This is a genomic window from Thiothrix subterranea, from assembly GCF_016772315.1.
Lineage (GTDB): Bacteria > Pseudomonadota > Gammaproteobacteria > Thiotrichales > Thiotrichaceae > Thiothrix > Thiothrix subterranea.
On sequence record NZ_CP053482.1, the window covers coordinates 471,819 to 495,101 of the forward strand.

Sequence of the window (23,283 nt, forward strand, 5' to 3'; positions counted from 1 at the left end):
TCCTCAAAACAACAAAACTTATCTTTCATCCACTGGAACATAATTGCGGCTTTCCGCACCCACGTACAACTGGCGTGGACGACCGATGCGCGACTCCTCATCACCCATCATTTCATCCCACTGCGAAATCCAGCCGATGGTACGTGCCAGCGCGAACATCACCGTAAACATGCTGACCGGAATCCCCATGCTCAGGAAAATCACCCCGGAATAGAAATCGACGTTCGGGTACAGGTTACGCGCTTTGAAATACTCATCGTTCAAGGCCACCTGTTCCAGCTCACGCGCAATCGCAAACAGTTTCTGGTTCGGGTCATTAGCGGGCAAGCGATCCAGAATCTCATTCGCCAATTCACGGATAATCCGGGCGCGTGGATCATAGTTTTTATACACGCGATGCCCGAAGCCCATCAAGCGGAAACGGTCATTTTTGTCTTTAGCGCGGTCTACCCAATGCGACAAGGGTAAGCCAGACTTTTCAATGTCACGCAACATAGTGATCACGGCTTCGTTCGCACCACCGTGCGCAGGCCCCCACAAGGACGCAATCCCGGCTGCCACGGCTGCAAACGGGTTCGCTTCCGAACTGCCCGCCAAACGCACGGTTGAGGTCGAGGCATTTTGCTCATGGTCAGCGTGCAAAATCATAATGACTTCCAACGCTTTCACATGCAACGGGTCAGCCTTGTACGGCTCAGTCGGCACGGAGAACATTAGGTGCAAGAAATCTTCCGCATACGACAAATCATTACGCGGGTAGACAAACGGCAAACCCACGGAATAACGGTAGCTCCATGCCGCAATCGTCGGCATTTTCGCAATCAAACGGTGCGCAGAACGCTTACGTTGTTCTGGGTCATGGATATTCATGTCATCGTGGTAGAACGCGGACAACGCCCCCACGACCCCAACCACGGTTGCCATCGGATGCGCGTCACGGCGGAAACCCCGGAAGAAATACTGTACCTGATCATGCAACATGGTGTGGCGCGAGATCATGTACTCAAAATCCGCCAACTCTTGCTTGGTGGGCAAGGTTTTATTCAGCAGCAAATAGCAGACTTCCAAAAAGCTGCTGTGTTCTGCCAACTGCTCAATCGGATAACCACGGTAGAGCAGCGTGCCTGCATCCCCATCCAAATACGTAATTTCACTGGAACAACTAGCAGTCGACATAAAACCGGGGTCGTAAGTGAAATACCCCAGTTCCTTGTACAATTTACGGATGTCAATGGTTTTGACCCCGATGCTAGGCTGAAGCACGTCCAACTCGACTTGTTTGCCGGTGACGTTATCAATGATGGTGACAGTTTGTTTGGTCATGCAGGCGCTCCAAAAAATTAACGAAAACTTATCCTTGCAGGGCTGCGAACGCAGCGGCGACACCCTTCCCTAGTTCAGCCGGAGACTGAACAGTATACACGCCAGCTTGTTGCAGCGCAGCATACTTTTCCTGCGCAGTGCCTTTTCCGCCTGCAATAATCGCGCCTGCGTGACCCATGCGCTTACCCTTGGGTGCGGTAACGCCTGCAATGTAGGAAACCACTGGTTTAGTGACGTGCGCTTTGATGAATTCCGCCGCTTCTTCTTCCGCTGAACCGCCGATTTCGCCGCACATCAAAATGACTTCGGTTTGCGGGTCAGCTTGGAACAAGGTCAGTGCATCAATGAAGCTTGTGCCCGGAATGGGGTCGCCACCAATACCGATACAGGTACTTTGACCCCATTCGTTGGTTTGCTTAACCGCTTCGTAAGTCAGCGTGCCGGAACGTGACACGATACCGACACTGCCCGGTTTATGGATGTGACCCGGCATAATGCCGATTTTGCATTCGCCCGGTGTAATAATGCCGGGGCAGTTGGGGCCAATCAGACGCACGCCTAAACTGTCCACGACCACTTTCGCTTCCAGCATATCCAGTGCAGGAACGCCTTCAGTAATGCACACGATCAGCTTGATGCCTGCGTAAGCCGCTTCAATGATGGAATCTTTACAGAATGCTGCCGGAACGTAGATAACGCTGGCATCCGCACCTGTTGCCTCGACCGCTTCGCGCACAGTATTGAAGACTGGCAAACCCAAATGCGTGGTGCCGCCTTTACCCGGCGTGATCCCGCCGACCATGTTAGTACCGTAAGCAATTGCTTGCTCAGAATGGAAAGTCCCTTGCTTGCCGGTGAAACCTTGGCAGATGACTTTGGTGTCTTTATTAATCAATACGCTCATGCGGATTCTCCTACGGCAGCAACGATTTTCAGGGCAGCATCGCCAAGATCGCTTGCAGCAATCACAGCCAAGCCGCTATTAGTCAGCAATTCAGCACCTTTTTCGGCATTATTGCCTTCCAAACGCACTACAACAGGGACAGAAACGTTAACTTCTTGCACCGCTTTGATAATCCCTTCGGCAATCAAATCGCAACGCACAATGCCACCGAAGATATTAATCAGAATGCCTTTAACCGCAGAGTCAGACAGAATGATCTTGAAAGCCGCCGCTACCCGTTCAGCCGTTGCGCCACCGCCTACGTCGAGGAAGTTGGCGGGTTGACCGCCGGACAGTTTGATAATGTCCATCGTCGCCATTGCCAAGCCTGCGCCGTTGACCATGCAACCGATATTGCCTTCGAGTGCCACGTAGTTCAGTTCCCACTCGTCCGCTTCCAGTTCGCGTGCATCTTCCTGGGATTTGTCACGCATCGCTACCAGTTCAGGCTGGCGGTAGAGCGCGTTGCTGTCCACATTCACTTTGCCATCGAGACACAATAAGTTGCCTTCAGCCGTGACTACCAGCGGGTTGATTTCGACCAGAGACAGGTCTTTTTCCTTGAACATTTTGCCCAAGCCGACCAGCAGTTTGGTGAATTGCCCAATTTGTGCGCCTTCCAAACCTAAACCAAACGCCAATTCACGCCCTTGGTAAGGCATTACACCGACCAGTGGATCAACCTGTACTTTGAGGATTTTTTCCGGGGTTTCGTGCGCAACCTTCTCGATTTCCATGCCGCCTTCGGTGGAGGCCATGATGACGATGCGGCGGCTGGAGCGATCCAGCACTGCGCCGAGGTACAATTCGCGGGCGATATTGCAGGTTTCTTCCACCAAAATGGTGTTGACGGGTTGACCGTGTTTGTCGGTCTGGTACGTGACTAGGTTTGTACCCAGCAAGCTGGCTGCGAAGGTGGCTGCATCAGCCGGAGTCTTAACCAGTTTCACACCACCGGCTTTACCGCGTCCACCCGCGTGGACTTGCGCCTTGACCACTACTGTCGCCGTGCTTAAAGAAGCCGCTGCTGCTTCGGCTTCCGCCGCAGTTGAAGCGATTTTGCCAGTGGGTACAGGCATACCGTATTGGCTAAAAACCGCTTTGGCCTGATATTCGTGTAAATTCATCCTCAGTTTTCCTTTGGTAGTTCACCGCGAAAACGCGGGTTATAATCGTACAAACGCCACGTATCTGCGTGCAGCAGACCGTGGCGTGTTACCCCTCACCCCAACCCCTCTCCCTCAAGGGGAGAGGGGCTAAGAGGCTTTATCTCTTGCTCCCCCTCGCCCCTTGAGGGAGAGGGGGCTGGGGGGTGAGGGGTACACCATATTACTTACGCTTTTTGCCAACGGCATGTAATGCCCGCCCATCCACAGCCAGCATCGCTTCGTGTATTGCTTCGGAAACGGTTGGGTGCGCAAACGTCATGCGTGCCAAATCTTCTGACGAACATTCGGTTTCAATTGCAATCACTGCCTGACCGACCAGTTCGGAAGCCAATGGCCCCACAAAATGCACGCCCAGAATCCGGTCTGTTTTGGCATCTGCCAGCACTTTCACCAAACCGTCGGCTTGATCCATCGCTTTGGCGCGACCGTTGGCGGCAAACGGGAAGCTGCCTGTGTTATACGCAACGCCAGCGGCTTTCAATTCGGCTTCGGTCTTACCGACCCATGCGATTTCCGGGTGCGTGTAAATAACCCACGGAATCGCGTCGTAATTGATGTGCGGCTTTTGACCGGCAATCTGCTCGGCAACCAGCACACCCTCTTCCGAGGCTTTGTGCGCCAGCATTGGCCCTACGATGCAGTCACCAATCGCGTAAACACCCGGCACGGCGGTTTGCAGATGCGCATCGACAACGACACGTCCACGATCATCCAGTTGCACCCCGCAATCAGCAGCAAATGCGCCCGCAGTGTTGGACTTACGCCCGACGGCGACGATCAACCGATCAACCAGCAAGGTTTGCTCACCGTTCGGATCGTTGTAGGTCACGGTTACGCCGTTATCGCCTACATCAACCTTGGCAACTTTGGAGCTTAGGCGGATGTCCAGCCCTTGCTTTTTGAATTGCATCTGCGCAGATTTAGCCACGTCACGGTCAGCCGCACCGAGGAAATCGTCCATCGCTTCGATGACCACCACTTCAGAGCCGAGCCTGCGCCATACGCTGCCCATTTCCAAACCGATCACGCCTGCACCGATCACACCGAGTTTGCCGGGAGTAGTTTCCCAATCCAGCGCACCAGCGGAATCGACAATACGTGTATCCAGCCATTTGGCAATCGGCAGTTCAATCGGGGTAGAGCCTACCGCGATGATGACGTTATCAGCCGTAGCCGTTGAAACCGTGCCGTCATGCGCGGTGACTTCCACTTGCTTGCCAGCCAGCAACCGACCGCGACCTTGCAACCACGTAATGCCGTTGGCTTTGAACAATTGCTCAATACCGCCAGTCAGTTGGCTGACGATTTTGTCCTTGCGGGCAATCATCTTGGCAACGTCAATCTGCAAACCGTCAACCGTGATGCCGTGGTCGGCATTGTGTTTGGCGATTTCTTCGTAACGTTCGGAGCTTTCCAATAATGCTTTGGACGGGATGCAACCGACGTTCAGGCAAGTACCGCCGAGGGCAGGCTTTTGCTGTTTGTTGATCCACTCTTCCACACATGCAGTTTTTAAGCCAAGTTGGGCGCAACGGATAGCGGCGACATAACCGCCGGGGCCTGCCCCGACGACGATGACATCATATTTATCAGTCATGGCGTGTTACCTCACACATCCAACACCAAGCGAACCGGGTTTTCAACCAATTCCTTGATGGTTTTGAGGAAGGTGACAGCACCTTGACCGTCGACAATGCGGTGGTCATACGAGAGAGCCACATACATCATCGGGCGAATAACAATCTGATCATTGACAACGACAGGGCGCTTCTGGATCGCGTGCATCCCCAGGATCGCGCTTTGAGGAGGGTTTAGAATTGGGGTTGATAGCAACGACCCAAAAACGCCCCCGTTGGTTATAGTGAACGTACCACCAGTCAGATCGCCCATATCCAGCTTACCTTCACGAGCTTTGGCAGCGTAACCGGCAATGCCGGATTCGATGTCAGCTAAGCCCATGTTTTCGGTATTACGCAGGATCGGAACGACCAGACCGCGATCAGATGACACGGCAATACCAATATCGCAGAAGCCGTGGTAAACAATGTCATTGCCATCAATTGAGGCATTGACTTCAGGGAAACGTTGCAGCGCGACAGCGGCTGCTTTCACGAACAGAGACATAAAGCCCAGTTTCGCTTTGTGTTTTTTCTCGAATGCGTCTTTGTATTCGTTACGCATATCCATCAACGGCTTCATGTCGATTTCGTTGAAGGTGGTCAGCATCGCGGTGGATTGCTTGGCGTACATCAGACGTTCGGCGATGCGGGCGCGGAGGCGGGTCATGGGAACGCGCTGTTCCATGCGAGCACCTGAAGCAGAAACGGCAACAGTTGGTGCAGGTGCGGCGGCAACGGGTGCTGGAGCAGCAACAGGAGCTGGCGCGGCAGCAGGTTTCGCGGCAACAGCGGCTTGCACGTCTTCCTTAAGAATACGGCCTTGCTTGCCAGAACCATCGACATCAGCAGCCGTCAGATTGTTTTCTGCCATCAGTTTGCGGGCAGCGGGGGCGGTTTGTGGTTCAGTGCTTGCTGCTGGAGCAGCAACGGCGGGGGCAGCTTCGGCTTTTGGAGCTGCTGCTACTGCGCCAATGGTCATACGACCCAGCAATTGACTGCTAATGACGGTTGCACCCGCTTGCTCAATAATTTCGGTGAGGACACCATCGGCAGGAGCAGGTACTTCCAGCACCACTTTGTCGGTTTCGATTTCAACCAGTACTTCGTCCTGTTTGACACTATCACCGACTTTTTTGCTCCATGTCACCACGGTAGCATCGGCGACGGATTCCGGCAGTACCGGGGTCAGAATCTCACTGCTCATCTGCACACATCCTTTTTGGTAGGTATCGAATAGCATTTCTGGAATGCTTTTTTACTAATCTTATGAATTGTCGACATTATAGGGTTTTTTATGCACAAGGTCAACAAAAAACCTTCATATTGTCGACATATCCCTTATGTTTGCGCTAAAAACGCTGTCATACAATAACATAAATACAACATTGTCGACACCAAAAACAAAAGACCCCGCAGGGTCTTTTGCTAACATCGGAAGAGGGGAAAACTTACTCGCCTTCGCCCACTGCTTTCATGCTCAAACGCATCCGACCTTGGCGGTCGATTTCGATGACTTTGACTTTAACCACATCGCCTTCGTTGACGAAATCGGTCACGCGCTCAACGCGCTCGTCGCTGATTTGTGAAATATGCAGCAAACCGTCTTTGCCCGGCAAGATAGTGACAAATGCACCGAAGTCCATCAGACGCACGACTTTACCGGTGTAAACCTTGTTCAATTCCACTTCGGCAGTAATCGCTTCGATCATGCTGCGAGCTTCATAAGCAGCTTTGGCGTCAATTGCCGCAATTTTGATGAAACCTTCGTCATTGATGTCAACACTTGCGCCAGTCGCAGCGGTGATACCACGGATGGTTTCGCCGCCTTTACCGATGACTTCGCGGATTTTGTCCGGGTTGATTTTCATGGTGACGTAGCGTGGGGCATATTCGGATACTTCGTCACGCGGCGCTTCCAGACCTTTCGCCATTTCACCCAAGATGTACAAACGGCCTGCTTTGGCTTGCACCAACGCTTGCTGCATGATTTCTTTGGTAATGCCGGTGATCTTGATGTCCATTTGCAGCGCGGTGATACCGTCCGCAGAACCGGCTACTTTAAAGTCCATATCGCCGAGGTGATCTTCGTCACCGAGAATGTCGGACAATACCGCAAAACGCTCGCCTTCTTTGATCAAGCCCATCGCGATACCCGCGACTGGCGCTTTCAACGGTACGCCCGCGTCCATCATCGCCAAGGAACTGCCGCACACGCTCGCCATGGAGCTAGAACCGTTGGATTCGGTGATTTCAGACACGCAACGAATGGTGTACGGGAAATCGTCAGTGCTTGGCACCATCGCTTTCACGCCACGTTTTGCCAAACGCCCATGACCGATTTCACGACGCTTCGGTGAACCGAAACGACCCGTTTCACCCACGCTGTACGGCGGGAAATTGTAGTTAAACAGGAAGTTATCTTTGTATTCGCCAGTAATCGCGTCGATCACCTGTGCATCACGCTCAGTACCCAGCGTGGTCACAACCAACGCCTGTGTTTCACCACGGGTGAACAGTGCTGAACCGTGAGTACGCGGCAATACGCCGACGCGCACGGTAATTTTACGCACGGTATCCAGCGCACGACCATCGATACGGGGCTTGCCATCGAGGATGCTGCCACGCACGACTTTCTTTTCAGCGTTTTTGAATTCACCTTTGATTTCGTCTGCACTGAAACCCGTTTCGCTTTCTTTCGCTGCCAGTTTCTCAACCAATGCACTTTGTACATCGTGGATGCGGGCATAACGCGCTTGCTTGTCCGCAATTTGGAAGGCTTCAACCAGATCAGCCGAGCAAGCTGCTTCTACCGCGTCTGCCAACGCAGTATTGGCTACCGGTGCAGACCAATCCCATGCTGGAGTTGCCACTTCTGCCGCCAATTCCTTGATGGCATTAATAGCGACTTGCATTTGCTCGTGACCAAACATGACCGCGCCCAGCATGACATCTTCACTGAGTTCTTTCGCTTCAGATTCGACCATCAGCACGGCACAATCAGTACCGGCGATCACCAAATCCAACTCAGAAGTAAGCAGGTCTTCTTTGGATGGATTCAGCAAATAGCCACCGTCACGGTAGCCCACGCGAGCGGCACCGATAGGGCCTTGGAATGGCATACCGGAAAGTGCCATGACCGCTGATGCACCCAGCAATGCCGGAATGTCGGCGCTAACCGATGGATTCATGGAAACCACAGTGGCAATCAATTGCACTTCGTGGGTAAAGCCTTCTGGGAACAGCGGACGCAATGGGCGGTCGATCAAACGCGCAACCAGCGTTTCTTCTTCGGTCGCACGCGCTTCACGCTTGAAGAAACCACCGGGAATGCGACCGGCGGCGTAGAATTTTTCTTGGTAATCAACCGTCATCGGGAAGAAATCGCGACCGGGCACGGTTTCTTTGCTGCCTACGACAGTGACCAGCACGCTGGTGTCATCCATCGTGATCATGACGGCGGCGGTGGCTTGTTTGGCGATTTCGCCGGTTTCGATAGTGACGGTGTTATTGCCGTATTGGAAAGTCTTGGTGATTTTTGCCATGACGTTGGGCGTTCCTTTGATAGGTGTTATTACAATTGCAAATGGAATGTCACGGGCAGGCTGTTGATAAAGATTCGGAAGTGAGCGTGATACAAACCTTTATCAACAACCTTCCTGCGCGACGAATGATAGTAAACGATCAGTTCTTACATAACAAAACACCGCACAATGGCGGTGTTTTGGAGTGGTTGCCCCGACTTAGCGGCGCAGACCCAAGCTGGAAATCAGCGCTTGATAACGCGCCAGATCTTTACGCTTCAAGTAATCCAACATCTTACGACGCTGACTTACCATTGCCAATAACCCGCGACGGGAATGGTGGTCATGCTTGTGGGTTGCAAAATGGTCCGTCAGATGCTGAATACGCGCTGTTAACAACGCAACTTGCACTTCCGGGGACCCGGTATCTGTGTCTGATTGGCGGTATTGTGCAACAACACCGGCCTTAACTTCTGCACTCAGAGACATATTCGCCTAGGCTCCAGATTAATGGTTGGTAAAAAGGCGCAGATTATACACATGAAGGCAAATGTAGTATAGTTCTGCCTAACATTAAAATAACTATCGGCTAGTATGATGCGTGTTCAACATTATCATTATGGTATTCCTATCCAAAAATACTATTTTGCCCATACCACCAAACCCCGTTGGCGTGATGTCTTGCTGCCCACTGCCTACATGGATTGTTATGCGGCAGACAAGCCAGCGTTATTTTACACCGAGAATCGGCATACCTTGCTGACTGATTTAACGGCGGATGAAACGGCAATTTTTCAAAACTTCCCCAAAGATACCCGTAATCAAATTCGGCGGTGCGAACAGGAACAGTGCTTTAACCTTAATCGCGATACCGCACTGGCAGATTTTATTCCGCTCTATAATGCCTTTGCCACCGCACGCGGTTTGTCTTTATTTACTGATCAAGATGCTCGCGCCATTGGCAAGGAAAATTACTGTATTTTTAGCGTTGAGCACGAAGGTCGCCCCGTGATTTGCCACTTTTACCTGCTCTCTCCGCCACAACAAGGCGTGACGAATTTGCTGATTTCAGCCAGTTCACAGGCGTACAACCATGACCCGGATATGCGCCGTGCCATGGGGTTTGCCAATCGCTGCCTGCATTGGCAAGGAATGCGGCATTTCAAAGCGGCGGGATTCCACACTTACGATTGGGGCGGTTATGCCGTGGATACTACCGATCCGGTGATGCAAGGCATTAACCGCTTCAAACGTACTTTCAATGGGCAACTCACGCCAATTTACAATTACTACTCACCTTTTTACGCTTTTATTGAAAAGCTACGCAACACCCTGCGAAAATCACGGTCTTAGGCATAACGATTTATACCCTCACTAACATTCAGGAACTAACCCATGAATATGTTTACCAAAATCCTAGCTATCACCGTCACCGCCATGAGCGTTGCCGCCATTTCCACCGTCACGGCTGATGAGCAAAAATCACCGGAAGAAGCGGCGATTGATTACCGCCAAGCCGGTTTCAGCATGATCAAGCACCATTTCGGCCCGATGGGTGCGATGGTTAAAGGTGAAAAAGAGTTCAATGCGGAAGAGTTTGCAAAAAATGCGGAAGCGGTAGCCGCATTGAGCAAATTCCCCATCAATGGCTTCATCCCTGGCAGCGACATGGGCGAAACCGAAGCCAAAGATAATATCTGGGCGAACATGGATGATTTCAAAAAGAAAATGGAAACCTTCCAAGTAGAAGCAGCATCACTGGCTGAAATTGCTAAAGGTGGTGATATGGCGGCAATCAAGCCGCAATTCGGTAAAGTGGGTGAGTCTTGCAAGGCTTGCCATAAGGAATATAAGAAAGATTAAGGGGAATTCCCCCATCCCCCGCCCTTCCCTCGCAAGGGGTGAAGGGCGTTAAGACTGTAATCGTAATGATTAATTCATGCGTACCATATCGGGGGCTTTAGCAAAATCAGGGAGGTTATCGGTAGCGTGCCGAGCGGCTTCTGCTGCTGCTTTGAGTTCATCAGCTTTACGGTCGACGACCCAATCCATGACACCTGCGCCAATCCACATGCTAAACAGCGCGACCCACGCGGTGATGACTAAAATGACTCCGCCGGTAACACCCGCGCCGACCGCGCAACCACCGGCAAGCATCCCGCCAAATCCCATCAATGTCGCACCGATGAAAAAACGGGTAAAGCCGCTGTCTTGCGTAAACTGCTGCCATTTGAATTCACGAGTCACCAGTGCCGCCAGCAACGAACCAAGGAAGACGCCCGGTACGAGACCCACATTGAAGCTCAATGACAAGTAAGGCTGATTGATCAATCCCATCAAGGTATCGGCTGAAGGCCCGGTGAAACTCACACTTTGCACTTGCACAATGTCAAAAGAATTGCTGGCCTGCCAACTGGTCAACCACCACCCTAGCGCAACAGAGAAGCCTGTGATCATCGCCGCAATGCTCAACCACTTACTCACCTCGTGACGCTTAGCAAACCATAGAGCGATTCCCAAGAAAGCTGCCCCCAACATAATGCCACCATAGGGCGGCAACCACCCGGCGAAACTGCGCGAACTGCCATCGACCAACCACCAAGAAGAAATTTCTTCGCGCAGGGGAGACAATCCGCCGGTCAATGACGCTTGTGCCACAATCGTTACCACCAGCCCCGCCACCATCGTGCGCATATTGCCGGTCGCGGATAACACCAGCAAACGGCTGGCACAACCGCCCGCTAACACCATGCCGCCACCAAACAGCAGGCCGCCAATAATCGCGCCAGACATAGACCCCGCATTATTCAACTGCCGAATCTGCCCGGTATCAATCGCGCCAGCGCCAATCAAATACTGAGTAGCCAACATCGCCGCACCAAATGCGAGTAGCCAAATCGCAAATTTTTTGCCCGTTTGCCCGCGCCAAAATTCGACGCACGCGGCGCGTAAACAAAAACGGCTTTGCTGTGCAAAAATACCGAAGGTCAACCCCACCACTGCTCCAATGACAGCGGAGATTTCTTCCGTACTCAAATACGCCACTAAGGTCTCATAATCCATTTCACTCTCCCTTCACCATGAGAAATCACAATGAAGCTATGCAATAATCAATGGAGAGTATCTTAATTAAGTATATTAAGAATTGCTAATGATCTATGTCAAAATAGTGCGTAACACCTGCAATCACTGTGCTAAAAAAGCAATCCCAGATGCAACACCCGCGTAGATCATCGCAAACACCAATACGCCCAACCAAGCAGGCTTGAATACCAATGTGACAGGTAATGGCTGTTGCGTAGGCCAGTCGGCTTTACCCACAACCATTGCCTTAACCAGATTAGTCCGCTTATAAAAACGGTAGAAAAATACCGCCGCGATATGAATACCTGCCAACAGCAGAATGCTATTAAAGCTAAAATGGTGAATAGACGTCAGCCATTCCGCTGTACTACCGGATACCAGCGCGATCAACGGCCCTTCGGTCATAATATCGTCGGTAGCAAATAAACCGGTAGCCGCTTGTGCCAACACTGCCAGCAACAATACCACCACCATCCACGCCCCCAACGGATTATGCCCGGCATGAAACGCCGTTGCTCTGCTCCGCCAATCACGCAAATGCGCCAACGCTTGCACCGGCGACGTCAGAAATTGCCTAAACTGGGCGGTATCACTCCCAATAAAGCCCCAGACAATCCGAAACAGCACCAGAGCCAGCAGAAAAATACCACTGCGCTCGTGCCACACCATCCAGTTACCGCCGATTTCCGCACAAAACCACGAAAAACCAATACCGATCACTAGAGTCCAGTGGAACAGGCGGGTCGGCAAATCCCAAAGCTTTACCGGAGTCGTTTGCATCACTTCAGCCCTAATACATCCTGCATATCAAACAAGCCAGATGATTTGTCATCAAGCCAACCAGCAGCACGTACTGCGCCTTTCGCGAACGTCATCCGGCTGGACGCTTTATGGGTAATTTCCACCCGTTCACCCACATCGGCAAACAATACCGTGTGATCACCGACCACATCGCCAGCACGTACCGTGGCAAATCCAATGGTTTGGCGCTCACGTTCGCCGGTCACGCCTTCGCGCCCATAAACCGCGCATTCTTTCAGATCACGCCCCAGTGCATTCGCCACCACTTCGCCCATGCGCAACGCCGTGCCAGAAGGCGCATCGACTTTGTGGCGATGATGCGCTTCCATAATCTCAATGTCGACGGTATCGCCCAGCACTCGTGCTGCCATATCCAGCAACTTCAGGCACAAATTCACCCCAACACTCATATTCGGCGCAAACACTACCGCGATTTGCTCGGCAGCTTTGGCGATAGCAGCTTTGCCATTGTCATCAAAACCCGTCGTGCCAATGACAATTTTTTTGCCTTTGGCAACACACCAGTTCAGATGCAGCAAGCACGGCTCAGGGCGGGTAAAGTCGATCAATACATCGAAATCGTTCGCTGCATCATCTAACGTGGGCGCAATAAGCACACCGTTTTTGCCAATGCCCGCGACTTCGCCTGCGTCCGCTCCAATCAGCGAACTGGCAGGTTGTTCAGTAGCAACTGTCAATTCCAAGCCGTCGGTTTGCGCACAAGCTTCAATCAACGCCTTGCCCATACGCCCAGCCGCGCCTACGATGGCAATCCTAGTCATTATTTGTCACCTTCAAACAAGTCTTTGACGAAACCTTTGGCTTTATCCAACCAGCCGTGTTCTTGCGGGCTGTGTTTTTTGCCTCCATGCACAAAGGTAGCATCCAATTCTTCCAACAATTCACGCTGCCGTTTGGTCAAATTCACCGGCGTTTCGACCACGACACGGCAAATCAAATCACCGACAGCAGCGCTGCGCACCGATTTCACGCCCTTGTTGCGCAAGCGGAACTGTTTGCCGGTTTGCGTTTCAGCCGGAATCTTCAGGCTAACGCGATTGCCATCCAGCGTTGGTACTTCAAACTCGCCACCAATGGCAGCGGTGGTGAAGCGAATCGGCACTTCGCAATGCAAATTATCGCCCTCGCGCTGGAATAAATCGTGTGGCTTGACGAATACTTGCACGTACAAATCGCCCGCTGGTCCACCGTTAATACCGGCTTCGCCTTCGCCCGCTAAGCGTACCCGATCGCCATTGTCCACGCCTGCTGGAATGCGCACTGACAGGGTTTTCTGCTTTTCTTTGCGGCCTTGTCCGTGGCAGTCAGGGCAAGGGTCGGCAATGATTTTGCCCTTGCCGTGACAATGCGGACAAGTCTGCTGAATAGCAAAGAAACCTTGCTGAATCCGCACCTGACCACTGCCATGACAGGTTGGGCAGGTTTGCGGGTGCGTGCCCGCTTTTGCACCACTGCCGTTACAGGTATCGCAATGTTGCAAGGAAGGCACGCGAATATCGGTAGTGCTACCAAATACCGCATCTTCCAAAGTTAATTCAAGGTTGTATTGCAGATCGCTGCCACGGTAGGCACGATTCGCGCCGCCACCGCCTCTGCCGCCACGTCCGCCACCAAAAATGTCGCCGAAAATGTCCTCAAACACATCGCCGAAACCACCTTGAGCACCACCGCGCCCACCGCCGCCAAAACCGCTGGACTGATCCACGCCCGCATGACCGAACTGATCATACGCGGCACGCTTTTGCGGGTCATTCAGCACTTCATAAGCTTCTTTGGCTTCTTTGAATTTGGCTTCTGATTCGGCATTGTCAGGGTTGCGGTCGGGATGATGCTTCATCGCCAAACGGCGGAATGCCTTTTTCAGGTCATCTTCGCTGACATTCTTTTGTACACCAAGGACTTCGTAATAATCCCGCTTGGACATAAATTCGATCCCCACTTAAACGAAATCAGGCACAGCAAGAAAATTCTTGCTGCGCCTGTGTATTTAGAAGATGGCTAGTGTATTACTTCTTGCCATCAACTTCTTCAAATTCAGCATCAACGATGTCGTCGTCGCCCGCCTTGCCGCCCGTTTGTGCGCCTGCACCCGGTTCAACGCCGCCGTCTGCGCCGCCCGCCATTTGCTGCATCAGCTTGCCAGACGCTTCCATCAACGCTTCGGACTTGCGCTCGATCACGTCTTTGTTGTCGCCTTTGACCGCATCACGCAATTCGCTGATCAGGGATTCGAGGTTAGCACGCGATGCGCCATCCACCTTTTCACCGTACTCTTTCAGCGACTTTTCCGTGCCGTGAATCATGCTGTCGGCTTGGTTGCGTGCATCGACCAATTCGCGAGATTTACGGTCATCTTCCGCGTGCGCTTCCGCGTCCTTCACCATTTGCTGGACTTCAGCATCGGACAAGCCGGAAGAAGCCTTGATGACGATGGTTTGCTGCTTGCCGGTGGACTTGTCTTTCGCGCCAACGTTCAAGATACCGTTTGCGTCGATGTCAAACGTTACTTCTACTTGCGGCATACCGCGCGGAGCAGGTGGAATGTCTTGCAGGTCGAAACGCCCCAGTGACTTATTGTCACGCGCCATTTCGCGTTCACCTTGCAGGACGTGCACGGTAACAGCCGTTTGGTTGTCTTCTGCGGTGGAGAACACTTGCGATGCTTTGGTGGGGATCGTGGTGTTCTTTTGGATCAGCTTGGTCAGCACGCCGCCGAGGGTTTCGATACCCAATGACAATGGGGTAACGTCCAACAACAGAATGTCTTTAACACCGCCGCCCAATACGCCGCCTTGAATCGCTGCACCAACGGCAACCGCTTCGTCAGGGTTCACGTCTTTGCGTGGCTCTTTGCCGAAGAAGTTTTTCACTGCTTCTTGGACTTTCGGCATACGCGTTTGACCGCCAACCATGATGACATCGTTGATTTGTGCCACTGACAAACCGGCATCTTTCAGGGCAATTTTGCACGGTACCATAGTGCGCTCGATCAGGTCGTCCACCAATGATTCCAACTTGGCGCGGCTCACTTTGATGTTCAAGTGTTTCGGGCCGGAAGCATCAGCGGTGATGTACGGCAGATTCACGTCAGATTGTTGGCTGGTTGACAGTTCGATCTTGGCTTTTTCTGCCGCGTCTTTCAGACGTTGCATCGCCAATGGATCGCCTTTCAGATCCAAACCGCTGGTTTTGCGGAATTCGTCTGCCAGATAGTCGATCAATCGCATATCGAAGTCTTCACCACCGAGGAAGGTGTCGCCGTTGGTAGACAGTACTTCAAACTGCATTTCGCCATCAACGTCAGCGATTTCGATGATGGATACGTCGAATGTACCGCCACCCAAGTCATAAACGGCGATTTTGCTGTCGCCTTTGGCTTTGTCCATGCCGTAAGCCAGTGCCGCTGCGGTTGGCTCATTGATGATGCGCTTAACATCCAGACCCGCGATTCTGCCCGCGTCTTTGGTGGCTTGACGTTGCGAATCGTTGAAGTAAGCCGGAACAGTAATAACCGCTTCGGTAACAGGCTCGCCCAAGAAATCTTCAGCGGTTTTCTTCATCTTCATCAGCACGCGGGCGGAAATTTCTGGCGGTGCCATTTTCTTGCCGCGCACGTCTACCCACGCATCGCCGTTGTCGGCTTGGACGATTTTGTACGGCACAAGTTTGATGTCTTTTTGTACCGCATCCTCTTTGAAACGGCGACCAATCAAACGCTTAATGGCGTACAGGGTATTTTCTGGGTTGGTGACGGCTTGGCGCTTGGCGGTTTGACCGACCAGCACTTCGTCTTCCATGAACGCAATGATTGACGGGGTGGTGCGATCACCTTCTGCGTTTTCGATAACACGGGGCTTGTCGCCATCCATGACCGCCACGCAAGAGTTAGTTGTACCCAAGTCAATACCGATAATCTTTCCCATAGTGTCTCTCCAGAATGCTTTTTGTAGGGCTAATACGAATGTTGTCAATTGGCTTGTTTATGTGGGGTTAACTACCCGTTTTCAAGAGCCGATGTGACAGAATCTTTACTTTTTGCTAACCATGACCATCGCAGGGCGTACCACGCGACCGTTCAGCAAGTAACCTTTTTGCATCACCAACGACAAGGTATTGTTGTCGAACTCAGGGTGTGGCTGCATCGACATGGCTTGATGGTGTTCAGGGTTAAACGCATCACCCGGTTTACCGACGGAGGTAATGTTGAATTTTTCCATGACGGTTTCAAACTGCTTGAGGGTAAGCGCCATGCCTTCGCGAATTTGCTCAATATCGCCTTGCGCCTGCATCCCCATTTCCAAGCTGTCGATCACCGGAATGATGGATTCGAGAAATTTTTGGGCAGAATATTTGTGCGCGTCTTCAATTTGTTTTTCAAAACGACGGCGTTGATTCGCCATTTCCGCTTGCGCTCGCAGCAATTGTTCGTAGTTATCGGCGGCTTCAGCCTTGGCTTTGTCGAGTTCGATTTGCAGGGCATCAGTGTCTAATGGCTCAATATCCATCACGTCCATCACAGCGTCATCTGCATCGTTTGTCGCTGCGTCTTGCAGGTTGTCTTTGGGATCGTTCATTGTTACTACTCCACGGCGATAAAAATCATTTCGCCGTGGAAAGTAAGGTTTAGTTTGGGAATTTCAAGGGCAAACTCGCATTTTTGCCGAAAATAACCCAAAACACCTCAATAAAGTAAGGCAAATAACTTATTGCGATATTTTTTCACCAAAGGATTGGCGCTACCGATCAATTCAAAAGTATTGAATAAACCTTGTTTACCAGCGCCATCTTGGAACTTGCTGTCTTTTTTATGCACGGTGAAATACAGCTCCAGACCGGCTTCAATCTCATCCATTGCGACACGGATTTTGGCTAATTCCAGCATGGTTGCCAGGTCGTCAGGGTTAGCGGCTAATTGCTGTTCGAGCGCTGAGGTATCCACACCGACCACTTGCGCTTGCAATTTTGCCCGTTTCACCTCTGCTAGTAGCTGGCTCATGACCTGATTATCAATGGCATCCGGCGGAATCGCTTGCAGCAGAGCCTCCGCTTCTTCCGCACGCTGTTGCTGAATCAGCATTCCGGCGAGTTCAATTGCCGCCTCATGAAAATCCGGTTCGTGCTGAAGCACTTGTTCCATCAACTGAGTTGCGCCCGGCAAATCACCGTTGTTGTACATTTCCAGCGCTTGCTGGCGGTACGGCTCGGTTTTGCGGGTGCGGTGGCGGTCGATGAGTTTGCGAATTTCAGACTCTGGCTGTACCCCCGTGAATTCATCCACAATCCTGCCATCTTTAATGACCTTGACGGTCGGCAGATTACGCACCCCGAATTGGGCGGCGAGTTGCTGTTGTTGGTCGCTATTGACCTTCACCAGAATGAAACCGCCTTGGTATTCATTCGCCAACTTCGCCAAAATCGGCATCAGCGTTTTGCAGGGTTGACACCAATCCGCCCAGAAATCCACCAAGATGGGGACTTGGTAAGAACTTTCCATGATTTGCTGAAAATTCTGCGGGGTCGCTTCAAAAATATAGGGGGAAGTTGCATTTTCTGCCATTATTCTCTACTCCTTGTTAGCGTCTGCGGCGGGTGCTGCTTCAGTCGCAGGTGCTTCCTCAGCACCCATTTGCTGCTGCATTTGCTGCAATTGTTTCATTATCTCGATGGTTTCCTTCGGCACATCATCGCTTTCTTCCAGTAACTGGATGATTTCAGGGGTCAAGCCTTCTGCCTCGATCTTTTTCATCAAATCTTCAGGAATGCCCATATTCGGGTCGCCACCCTCTTCCATCATGCCTTGATCCATGCCCGGCGGAGCCAGCATAGCCACAAAATCAGCAAACGGCATCTGTTTGCCATTCAGGGTAACATTTTCACCCGCCAGCTCGATGGCACTGGTAATTTTCTCGCCGTCCAACTTCAGCAAACCCTGTTCACTGAGCGGAGTCAACATCAGCTCAGAACCGGGAGGCAGTAAGGCTTTATCGGCATCCAAGGTTACTTTGCCTTTCATGAGTTTTGCCCAGTCATTGGGGCCATAACTGGCAAGCGCCATCATATCCGGGGCTGCTTTACCCGTGTAGGTCAAATCCACATCAGCATTCAGCTTACCCTTGGGGCTTTCGGTCAAGAGCGTGGTATGCAAGCGGCTTTTGTCGGTTTTCAGCACTTTAGCAAACAAGGTTTCGACGACTTTACCGGTGGTATCGGTCAATTGCGTCATCAACTCCTGCTGTTTTTGCTGGCCTTCTGGGGTTTCGGTGGCTTCGCTGCTCCACAGCATTTGGTTCTGGAGGCTTTGCAATTCGGCTTGTAGCTTGCCCAGTTCCTCTGCACCAGCCATATCCAAGCCGCTGAGATCAAGTTTGAAATCCAACTTGCTGAGCGCGTCGTCTACGCCTTGAATATTGCTGGCTTGCGTGGCGATTTTAAAGGCTAATTCATTGTCAGTGATACCGCTGTCGGACTGCATCGCCAAATCAAAGCTGACTGGCACGGTCGTCTCTTCCGCTAAAATGCTCACGCCCGGCATTTTGAGATCGAACGTTCCCAAGGCTTGCCCGCCAATCATGCCGGTCATGTCGCCTTCTAATTGCATGGAAGGCAGGGTGAATTGCGCCGTGGTATCTTTAACTTCAATTTTGCCCGCTTGCACTGAAATCTTACCCGTCATATCCGGCGCTGAAGTGCCAGACAAGGTAATGCTATCCATTTGTGCGGTCGTGCCGTCCTGATCGACTTTCAGCGGATTCGTGGTGAAGTGGTAATCCGTATTGCCACCAAAACCAATCACGGTGTGGCCTTCTAACGGCGCTTTACCCGCAAATGCCGTGGTTAACCATTCACGCTGCTCAGCATCCAACGCCGCTGTATCCAGTTGGGTGTGGATTCGCGCCGTGCCGAACTGCACTGGGCTGCCACCACCGATAAACACCGGGCCATTGCTAATTTCATTGATGAATTGGATTTCACCCAAACCACTCAAGGGTGGCACATCCATAATCAGCTTGGTAATCGCGGTAGCGCCCAAAGCGCTTTTTTCATAGCTAACCAGTTCTTGTTTGATGCCGCTTTGTGTGGACGCTTGATTTTGTTGGTCGATAAACTGTTTCAAGGTGGTTTCAGTCTGTTGACCGACATACCAAGTAGTACCGCCCCACGCGACCAGCAAAACAACGGGAACAGACAGCAGTGTAACTAACTTTTTCATTATAGATTCCTGTAGGATGTATTTTGACACTTGCGCGAAGTGTACCAGAGAAAAAAGTATCAGCGCCCCAACATTTGCCTAAACGGCATTCCCAGCAGCCGCAGCGCCATAAAATAACTGCTTAACGCCAGCGCAATCAGCCCCGTTAACCAGCCAATTCTTGACCATGTGGAAGCCGTTTGCCACCATGCATCTGCCGGAGATGCCAGCCAAACCAACGCCGTCATCGCTAAGCAAGCTGCACCGATTTTCAGCAAAAAGACCCTCCAGCCTTTTGTCGGTTGAAAAATCTGCTGCTTACGCAAATGATAGAACAACAAACCCGCATTCACATATCCCGCTAAGGCGGTTGCCAAGGCCAAGCCAGCGTGCGCCCCCGCGATACCCGAAAAATACCAAGGCAATACAATCAACACATTCAGCGCCATATTCGCCCCAATCGCAATCATGCCGATTTTAACCGGGGTTTTGGTATCTTGACGCGAATAAAAACCGGGCGCTAACACTTTCACCAGAATAAATCCGCTTAAGCCGACCGCATACGTCATCAAACTCAAGGATGACATTTGCACATCACGCCAAGCAAATTCACCGTGCATCATCACCGTTGCCAAAATCGGCTTTGCCAACAACACCAAACCCAGCGTCGCAGGCAGCGAAATCAACACCCCCAGCCGCAAGGCCCAATCCATCGTTTGCTGAAATTGCGACGCATCCGCCTTGGCATGATCGCTGGATAATTTGGGTAAAATCACCGTCCCCAACGCCACCCCGACAATCGCTAACGGCAATTCCACAAAACGGTCGGAATAATACAACCACGAAATACTGCCCACCGCCAAAAATGATGCCAGCAAGGTATTGATCAGCAAATTCAACTGCGCCACTGATGAACCAAACAAGGTCGGAATCATCAGCGTCATAATCCGGCTAACACCTTCGTGAGCCTTACGCAGGCGGAAACGCGGCAACAATCCCAAACGTGTCAAGGTCGGCAACTGAAACACCAATTGCGCCAACCCCGCGAAAAACACCCCCCACGCCAATGCCAAAATTGGTTCGTCAAAGTACGGCGCACCCCACACCGCCGCCGCAATCATCACCACATTCAATAAAGCAGGCGTTAAAGCCGGAATCGCAAACCGATGAAATGTATTCAAAATCCCACTGACAAACGCTGTCAGCGAAATAAATAAAATGTAGGGAAAGGTAATCCGCAACATTTCCACGGCTAAATCCGGTCGCGCACTCGGTTTGCTGGCAAACCCCGGTGCAAACACCCACATCACCACAGGTGCTGCCACCACACCGATGACCGTAATCACCAGCAAAATCAGCGCCAGATAACCCGCCACATGATCAATCAAATCCTTGAGTTCTGCCTGACCACGCTTTTCCTTGTATTCCGACAACACCGGCACAAAAGCTAACGAAAACGCCCCTTCTGCAAACAAACGCCGCAACAAATTAGGGATGCGAAATGCCACATAAAACGCATCGGTTGCGCCATCCACCGGAAAATAACGCGCAACAATCATATCGCGCAGCAAGCCCAACACGCGGGAAATCATGGTCATGGCGCTGATCACAGCACCGGAACGCAACAAACGGCTCATGGTTTAACGTGGTTTCCACAAAAAGAAGCCGCGATTCTGCCCGAATCACGTGCAAAGGTCATGCAGGAAATGTGGATTTGCCGTCACATCTGCCCTAATGCCGAGTGTTGGAACAACACTTTGCCCATGTAACGCGCCCCTTCCTTGGTCAAATGCCGCCCGTCATACGAAATCAAATTCACATCATCGGTAAACAACGGGCAGCTCGTATCATCGCCACACACCAAATTGTGCGGGTCAACAAACAATACCTCTTTGCCTAAGCCCTTCGCCAACACCGCATTGATGGCTTTTGCTTCGCTAGGGTCTACCTCATTTTCCAACTTTTTCAAATCATTGGCAGGCATTCGCAAGTATTGCCGCACCGAAATTTTGCCGAAAAACTTGCTGCCGACCACCACTACCCGTTGCCGGGGTTGCAAACCCAAGGTATGCAAGGTCTGTGGCAATGCCGCCGCAATCTCCGGTTTCCAGCGGGATGCAAAAATCACCACATCGGCTTCTTGCATCTGCGCTTTCGCACGCTCCAAACTGTCGGCTCGCTCTGGCGTGGCACACAAGCTACGATCTTTAGCGGCAATGTACTTAGGGGCTGCATCGCCCGCCACGGTTTGGCAGTCATACGGAATAAAACGCAGCGCAATCTGGTAATCACGCAAATACCCGTTTTCCTGCATACTGTTCAGAAAATCGCAGGCATAACTGTCGCCCACAATCAGCGCTTTTTTCGTCGATTTAGTCGTGTCAAACGTCTGCCCTGTCAACGCACGGCACTGGGAAAAAGCGTATTCGCCACTGGCTTTGGTATCAGCCGCCGTCATCAAATTCTGTTTCAACGACGTTTCCGCCGCTATCGCCGTCGACATAGACCACACCACCATGCTGGCAAGCAACCCTGCTGCTTTGCGAAACATGCAAACCTCCTTCAAATGAGCGCAAACCCGGTACTATAGAACAAATCGGTCAATCAATCCTGCTCTACAACGAACGCACCACCACCTTTTGCCATACAAAAAGAAATTCACCCCAGCAATGAGACGCTGGAAATGGCTTCTTGGCGGACATTAAGAAAATCGCCCAACATACCCTCACGATTACGGGTGTTCATTTTATTACGGCTCACAGGTTATGATGTTTGAATTATAGCGCAATGGAACTCCAACGCCGTGATACCTCTGTTATCCATTCAGCAATTACAGCTTTGTTTTAACACCCCCGACGGCGTGATCGAAGCCGTGCGCGGCGTGGATTTGCAACTCATGGCGGGCGAAACCCTCGCGGTAGTCGGCGAGTCCGGTGCTGGCAAAAGCCAACTGTTTCACGCCGTCATGGGCTTACTGCCACACAATGCCCAAACCCGTGGCAGCGTGCAATTTTCGGGTACAGAATTGCTGAATCAGCCGCCGCTTGTGCTCAATCAATACCGTGGCAAACGCATGGCAATGATTTTCCAAGACCCGATGACGGCGTTAAATCCGCTACTGACCATCGGACGGCAACTCACCGAAGTGCTGGAAGTCCATCAAGGCATGAGCGCGAAAGCAGCACAACAGCAGGCCCTGACCATGCTCGACCAAGTGCGTATCCCCGATGCCCGCCGCCGCTTACACAGTTACCCGCACGAACTTTCTGGCGGAATGCGCCAACGGGTAATGATTGCAATGGCATTGCTATGCGAACCCGAATTGCTGATTGCTGACGAACCCACCACCGCTTTGGATGTCACGGTACAGTCCGAAATTCTCGCACTGTTGCGGGACATTCGCGCCCAGCGGCAAATGGCACTGGTGTTGATTACCCACGATTTACCCTTGGCGGGTGGGGTGTGTGACCGCATCGCCGTCATGCGTCACGGTGAAGTGGTGGAAACCGGGGCCGTAAACCTTATGTTTGATCACCCGCAACACCTTTATACCCGTGAATTATTGCTTGCTTCCCGATACTGAACATTTCTTTATTCTGGCAGTCTGAAGCAG

At 51.8% G+C, this 23,283-nt stretch carries 20 protein-coding genes; 3 read left to right on the forward strand and 17 right to left on the reverse strand.

Annotated elements, in window-relative coordinates:
* Positions 1 to 18: 18 nt before the first annotated feature.
* The 7 genes from HMY34_RS02320 to rpsO all read right to left on the reverse strand — a co-directional run bounded on the left by HMY34_RS02320 (position 19) and on the right by rpsO (position 9,064).
* Positions 19 to 1,323, reverse strand: a complete 1,305-nt coding sequence (locus HMY34_RS02320) for a citrate synthase (RefSeq protein WP_202717712.1) — start codon at positions 1,321 to 1,323, stop codon at positions 19 to 21.
* A 28-nt stretch (positions 1,324 to 1,351) separates the two neighbouring features.
* Entirely contained in the window at positions 1,352 to 2,227 is an 876-nt protein-coding gene (gene sucD, locus HMY34_RS02325; protein WP_202717713.1) for a succinate--CoA ligase subunit alpha, read from the reverse strand.
* On the reverse strand, positions 2,224 to 3,393 hold the full coding sequence (gene sucC / locus HMY34_RS02330) for an ADP-forming succinate--CoA ligase subunit beta (protein ID WP_202717714.1): 1,170 nt from the start codon (positions 3,391 to 3,393) through the stop codon (positions 2,224 to 2,226). Before sucC ends, sucD begins: the two co-directional genes overlap by 4 nt.
* A gap of 202 nt (positions 3,394 to 3,595) precedes the next feature.
* Positions 3,596 to 5,032, reverse strand: coding sequence for a dihydrolipoyl dehydrogenase (gene lpdA / locus HMY34_RS02335; RefSeq protein ID WP_202717715.1), 1,437 nt, complete (start codon positions 5,030 to 5,032; stop codon positions 3,596 to 3,598).
* An 11-nt stretch (positions 5,033 to 5,043) separates the two neighbouring features.
* Complete coding sequence (gene odhB, locus HMY34_RS02340) at positions 5,044 to 6,258, reverse strand: 2-oxoglutarate dehydrogenase complex dihydrolipoyllysine-residue succinyltransferase (protein WP_202717716.1); 1,215 nt, start codon at positions 6,256 to 6,258, stop codon at positions 5,044 to 5,046.
* Between the two features lie 244 nt (positions 6,259 to 6,502).
* Entirely contained in the window at positions 6,503 to 8,596 is a 2,094-nt protein-coding gene (pnp, locus tag HMY34_RS02345) for a polyribonucleotide nucleotidyltransferase (protein ID WP_202717717.1), read from the reverse strand.
* Between the two features lie 198 nt (positions 8,597 to 8,794).
* Positions 8,795 to 9,064 carry a 30S ribosomal protein S15 gene (gene rpsO, locus HMY34_RS02350; protein WP_202717718.1) on the reverse strand — a complete coding sequence of 90 codons (270 nt, stop codon included), beginning with the start codon at positions 9,062 to 9,064 and terminating at the stop codon, positions 8,795 to 8,797.
* 105 nt (positions 9,065 to 9,169) lie between these two features.
* Here rpsO and HMY34_RS02355 point away from each other — a divergent pair, with 105 nt between their 5' ends.
* Both HMY34_RS02355 and HMY34_RS02360 read left to right on the forward strand, forming a co-directional pair.
* Positions 9,170 to 9,928 carry a GNAT family N-acetyltransferase gene (locus tag HMY34_RS02355; protein ID WP_202717719.1) on the forward strand — a complete coding sequence of 253 codons (759 nt, stop codon included), beginning with the start codon at positions 9,170 to 9,172 and terminating at the stop codon, positions 9,926 to 9,928.
* A gap of 42 nt (positions 9,929 to 9,970) precedes the next feature.
* Complete coding sequence (locus HMY34_RS02360; protein WP_202717720.1) at positions 9,971 to 10,438, forward strand: c-type cytochrome; 468 nt, start codon at positions 9,971 to 9,973, stop codon at positions 10,436 to 10,438.
* Positions 10,439 to 10,507: 69 nt separating this feature from the next.
* On the opposite strand, the gene HMY34_RS02365 is transcribed toward HMY34_RS02360, so the two are convergent.
* The 10 genes from HMY34_RS02365 to HMY34_RS02410 form a co-directional block, all read right to left on the reverse strand.
* A complete protein-coding gene (locus HMY34_RS02365) occupies positions 10,508 to 11,638 on the reverse strand; it encodes a YeeE/YedE family protein (protein WP_202717721.1) in 1,131 nt (376 codons plus the stop codon).
* A 123-nt stretch (positions 11,639 to 11,761) separates the two neighbouring features.
* On the reverse strand, positions 11,762 to 12,439 hold the full coding sequence (locus HMY34_RS02370; RefSeq protein ID WP_202717722.1) for a cytochrome b/b6 domain-containing protein: 678 nt from the start codon (positions 12,437 to 12,439) through the stop codon (positions 11,762 to 11,764).
* Positions 12,439 to 13,242: a 4-hydroxy-tetrahydrodipicolinate reductase gene (gene dapB / locus HMY34_RS02375; protein ID WP_202717723.1), complete on the reverse strand. Its 804-nt coding sequence runs from the start codon at positions 13,240 to 13,242 to the stop codon at positions 12,439 to 12,441. Before dapB ends, HMY34_RS02370 begins: the two co-directional genes overlap by 1 nt.
* A complete protein-coding gene (gene dnaJ, locus HMY34_RS02380; RefSeq protein WP_202717724.1) occupies positions 13,242 to 14,405 on the reverse strand; it encodes a molecular chaperone DnaJ in 1,164 nt (387 codons plus the stop codon). The genes dapB and dnaJ overlap by 1 nt, the downstream gene beginning before the upstream one ends.
* Before the next feature lie 82 nt (positions 14,406 to 14,487).
* Positions 14,488 to 16,404, reverse strand: coding sequence for a molecular chaperone DnaK (dnaK, locus tag HMY34_RS02385; RefSeq protein WP_202717725.1), 1,917 nt, complete (start codon positions 16,402 to 16,404; stop codon positions 14,488 to 14,490).
* Positions 16,405 to 16,509: 105 nt separating this feature from the next.
* Entirely contained in the window at positions 16,510 to 17,055 is a 546-nt protein-coding gene (grpE, locus tag HMY34_RS02390; protein WP_202717726.1) for a nucleotide exchange factor GrpE, read from the reverse strand.
* 107 nt (positions 17,056 to 17,162) lie between these two features.
* Positions 17,163 to 18,038, reverse strand: a complete 876-nt coding sequence (gene trxA / locus HMY34_RS02395; protein ID WP_202717727.1) for a thioredoxin — start codon at positions 18,036 to 18,038, stop codon at positions 17,163 to 17,165.
* Positions 18,039 to 18,044: 6 nt separating this feature from the next.
* Positions 18,045 to 19,691, reverse strand: a complete 1,647-nt coding sequence (locus HMY34_RS02400) for a DUF945 family protein (RefSeq protein ID WP_202717728.1) — start codon at positions 19,689 to 19,691, stop codon at positions 18,045 to 18,047.
* A 59-nt stretch (positions 19,692 to 19,750) separates the two neighbouring features.
* Complete coding sequence (murJ, locus tag HMY34_RS02405) at positions 19,751 to 21,307, reverse strand: murein biosynthesis integral membrane protein MurJ (RefSeq protein ID WP_202717729.1); 1,557 nt, start codon at positions 21,305 to 21,307, stop codon at positions 19,751 to 19,753.
* A gap of 83 nt (positions 21,308 to 21,390) precedes the next feature.
* A complete protein-coding gene (locus tag HMY34_RS02410; RefSeq protein ID WP_202717730.1) occupies positions 21,391 to 22,221 on the reverse strand; it encodes an SGNH hydrolase domain-containing protein in 831 nt (276 codons plus the stop codon).
* A 252-nt stretch (positions 22,222 to 22,473) separates the two neighbouring features.
* Between HMY34_RS02410 and HMY34_RS02415 the strand changes: the two genes are divergently transcribed.
* On the forward strand, positions 22,474 to 23,253 hold the full coding sequence (locus HMY34_RS02415; protein ID WP_228287956.1) for an ATP-binding cassette domain-containing protein: 780 nt from the start codon (positions 22,474 to 22,476) through the stop codon (positions 23,251 to 23,253).
* Positions 23,254 to 23,283 lie beyond the last annotated feature (30 nt).

Excerpts from the sequence above, each read along its gene's own strand:
- HMY34_RS02360 (WP_202717720.1), top strand. The coding sequence starts at position 9,971 with ATGAATATGTTTACCAAAATCCTAGCTATCACCGTCACCGCCATGAGC.
- grpE (WP_202717726.1), bottom strand. The coding sequence starts at position 17,055 with ATGAACGATCCCAAAGACAACCTGCAAGACGCAGCGACAAACGATGCA.
- dapB (WP_202717723.1), bottom strand. The coding sequence starts at position 13,242 with ATGACTAGGATTGCCATCGTAGGCGCGGCTGGGCGTATGGGCAAGGCG.
- HMY34_RS02365 (WP_202717721.1), bottom strand. The coding sequence starts at position 11,638 with ATGGATTATGAGACCTTAGTGGCGTATTTGAGTACGGAAGAAATCTCC.
- HMY34_RS02370 (WP_202717722.1), bottom strand. The coding sequence starts at position 12,439 with ATGCAAACGACTCCGGTAAAGCTTTGGGATTTGCCGACCCGCCTGTTC.
- murJ (WP_202717729.1), bottom strand. The coding sequence starts at position 21,307 with ATGAGCCGTTTGTTGCGTTCCGGTGCTGTGATCAGCGCCATGACCATG.
- sucD (WP_202717713.1), bottom strand. The coding sequence starts at position 2,227 with ATGAGCGTATTGATTAATAAAGACACCAAAGTCATCTGCCAAGGTTTC.
- dnaK (WP_202717725.1), bottom strand. The coding sequence starts at position 16,404 with ATGGGAAAGATTATCGGTATTGACTTGGGTACAACTAACTCTTGCGTG.
- dnaJ (WP_202717724.1), bottom strand. The coding sequence starts at position 14,405 with ATGTCCAAGCGGGATTATTACGAAGTCCTTGGTGTACAAAAGAATGTC.
- lpdA (WP_202717715.1), bottom strand. The coding sequence starts at position 5,032 with ATGACTGATAAATATGATGTCATCGTCGTCGGGGCAGGCCCCGGCGGT.
- odhB (WP_202717716.1), bottom strand. The coding sequence starts at position 6,258 with ATGAGCAGTGAGATTCTGACCCCGGTACTGCCGGAATCCGTCGCCGAT.
- HMY34_RS02410 (WP_202717730.1), bottom strand. The coding sequence starts at position 22,221 with ATGTTTCGCAAAGCAGCAGGGTTGCTTGCCAGCATGGTGGTGTGGTCT.
- rpsO (WP_202717718.1), bottom strand. The coding sequence starts at position 9,064 with ATGTCTCTGAGTGCAGAAGTTAAGGCCGGTGTTGTTGCACAATACCGC.
- HMY34_RS02355 (WP_202717719.1), top strand. The coding sequence starts at position 9,170 with ATGATGCGTGTTCAACATTATCATTATGGTATTCCTATCCAAAAATAC.
- HMY34_RS02320 (WP_202717712.1), bottom strand. The coding sequence starts at position 1,323 with ATGACCAAACAAACTGTCACCATCATTGATAACGTCACCGGCAAACAA.
- sucC (WP_202717714.1), bottom strand. The coding sequence starts at position 3,393 with ATGAATTTACACGAATATCAGGCCAAAGCGGTTTTTAGCCAATACGGT.
- HMY34_RS02400 (WP_202717728.1), bottom strand. The coding sequence starts at position 19,691 with ATGAAAAAGTTAGTTACACTGCTGTCTGTTCCCGTTGTTTTGCTGGTC.
- trxA (WP_202717727.1), bottom strand. The coding sequence starts at position 18,038 with ATGGCAGAAAATGCAACTTCCCCCTATATTTTTGAAGCGACCCCGCAG.
- pnp (WP_202717717.1), bottom strand. The coding sequence starts at position 8,596 with ATGGCAAAAATCACCAAGACTTTCCAATACGGCAATAACACCGTCACT.